The sequence below is a fragment of the Aliiglaciecola sp. genome, from assembly GCF_039982535.1.
Taxonomy (GTDB): Bacteria; Pseudomonadota; Gammaproteobacteria; order Enterobacterales; family Alteromonadaceae; genus Aliiglaciecola.
The window spans coordinates 1-1,748 of sequence record NZ_JBDWYG010000043.1; the positions used below are offsets into that span (position 1 = coordinate 1).

2 protein-coding genes are annotated in these 1,748 nt (G+C 44.4%); both read right to left on the reverse strand.

The features are described 5' to 3' along the window. Nucleotides 1-559: 559 nt before the first annotated feature. On the reverse strand, nucleotides 560-973 hold the full coding sequence (locus ABJV04_RS13955; RefSeq protein WP_348492163.1) for a hypothetical protein: 414 nt from the start codon (nucleotides 971-973) through the stop codon (nucleotides 560-562). Then, nucleotides 970-1,392 carry a hypothetical protein gene (locus tag ABJV04_RS13960; RefSeq protein WP_348492164.1) on the reverse strand — a complete coding sequence of 141 codons (423 nt, stop codon included), beginning with the start codon at nucleotides 1,390-1,392 and terminating at the stop codon, nucleotides 970-972. Before ABJV04_RS13960 ends, ABJV04_RS13955 begins: the two co-directional genes overlap by 4 nt. Between the last annotated feature and the right edge of the window lie 356 nt (nucleotides 1,393-1,748).

A 1,748-nucleotide genomic window follows, 5' to 3' on the forward strand; every position in this document is an offset into this window, starting at 1 on the left:
GGGTTTTTTTCGCTCTGTTTATCTGTAAAATCCGACATGTTTTGAACTATGTCTACTAATGTCTGATAATGCAAGATTATTGGACATAACATAGAGCTGTAAGGCAAGGCGGTTATTTAGTACATAACGGGTAAAAGCGCCGTGAGTAGATGGCGCCCAAACAAGACCTTTCAGCCAGCAACCATCGATGACGACTTTGCCAAACTACCGATGCAACCCGCCCGCGTCACCTCTCAGCACGCAGAAACCCTTGAAGCTGTGGCCTTTCGGTCAGGGGTAGCCCTGACGGTGTTGGATGGATTGGTCACAGATTCAACCCATGGCGTGCCGGTGAAGCTGCTGGCCAACAGGCTGGGACTGTTGCATTAATCGGTTAAGCCTACGTCTAAATCGTAACACATTGTTTTCATGCAGCCAAACCAAACGGGACTGTTGCATTAACCTAATTGGGTTCGAAATTGACTGAGATGACACGCAATTGCGTACCAGATGTTGACATCCGAAAGTTCCAAGCATCTAGATATAGAATACGGTTTGCTTCGATTTTTCCGGCATTCAGTTAATGCAACAGTCCCAAGTCGGATAATAAGGGGTCAAAAATAGCGTCGACAATACCCGTGGCATTCTCAAATACTTGTTCACCACGTTCTAGAGTCCTTTCTTCGAGCGGGACCTCAGTTGTTAATCGAGCGTAAATACTTAAGCGTGCTTGTATCTTTATTTGCTCAATCGCCGCTTCAAAAGCGGTTATTTCCATTTGAGATGCTTGCGCCAAGGCTGGACTGTCTAAACGTCGGCCGATCAGATATCCAGTATAGAACGTTTGGGGGTCCCCAATGTTGGATAAAAGGTTGCCAAACTTTAATGCGTCTCCAATAGCGGAATCAAGCAAACCCTGATCCACTGCAAAGTCGAGAGCTTCCAAGACCAGACTATCTTGGTCCAGGCCGACGTCTTCTAGCGTTAATGTCATTTCGAGGTATCCCCTATATTTCTACTAAAAAAGAGGAATGAGGCGGATGCGAGAACAAATGCCCAGCAAACCTCTTCAAGACTTAAGTTAGGATTAAATATTTCCCCAGAAAGAATTACCGAAAGGAGATAAGAAACCGGTATCACCCCCAAGATCTTCAATTTTCCGAAAGTAGTAGCTGGTCTTTCAAAATAGTGTAGGATTATGGGTAAAGAAAGCAAAACCAGCACCCTTAATACGTACTCAAACCGCTGAAACCAAAAAAAACTGCTCAGGCGGTCGGTTAGACCTAATGGAACCTGATCGTTGAGAATCATAACTCCCAAACGCTCTAAGTCTTCTTTAAACAGAAACTCTTCTCCAGCGTGTATTCCCCAAATAGCCATCGCTCCAAGAATGGAAACAAAAATTGATAACACAAATCATTCCAAAATATGTAGGGCGTGAGTACTTTTTTTGTATAAGCACTATCAGTAATGGTAGCCGGTTGCCCCTTTGGGGGGAATCATAGGTAATCCCGAATTTTAAGCATCTCTCCTTGAACGCCTGGTAGTCGATTGTGGATGTGTCCGTTTTTTATTGTTCTGATCGTCTCCATACCTTGCAAAGTCGCTTTCGCAGATCGCAGAGATCGAAAGCTTTGCCGGTATCCCAATAACGGGACTGTTGCATTAACCTAATTGGGTTCGAAATTGACTGAGATGACACGCAATTGCGTACCAGATGTTGACATCCGAAAGTTCCAAGCATCTAGATATAGAATACGGTTTGCTTC